Raw genomic sequence first — 442 nt, 5'->3', positions numbered from 1 at the left:
TTCGTGGATCTTTTGCTCCTCGATCATAAAACGCTGTAAATTTAGTTGCCAAAAAATAGGGCAGCGACAAACATTTTATTTCTATCTCATCCAATTTATAATATACTATATGTTTGAAACCCGGTTCAAACCAAGGATTAGCAGGAGCCCAACCAACTGCTTTTGTTGCCATTACATCTACTTTAATATCCTCATATCGAAATCGGCAAATCACATTATCCTCACTGGTTTGATAAAATCCTTTTTGTATCAACTCTTCACGTATTTTTTCCAATTCAACTAAATTCGCAATTTCCATACTGATATCAATATCTCTGGTAGGACGTACATCTTCTGCCGAACTATCGTCAATATATAAACTCACTACAGCACCCCCTACATATACCACATAATTATTGAGATCACCCAACGCTTGTGCTATTTTCTTAGTGGCAATTCTATT

At 35.7% G+C, this 442-nt stretch carries 1 protein-coding gene; it reads right to left on the bottom strand.

All coding sequences use genetic code 11. From position 1 onward, the window contains the following. Window positions 1-442 (bottom strand): nucleotidyl transferase AbiEii/AbiGii toxin family protein (locus IU405_RS15540; RefSeq protein WP_231749799.1); only part of this gene is annotated, 442 nt, incomplete at both ends.

Origin of the sequence: Polaribacter sp. BAL334 (genome assembly GCF_015767435.1) — a bacterium.
Taxonomy (GTDB): Bacteria; Bacteroidota; Bacteroidia; order Flavobacteriales; family Flavobacteriaceae; genus Polaribacter.
The sequence above is the reverse complement of the archived record's forward strand: the minus strand, read 5'-3'. Positions and strand labels throughout refer to the sequence as shown.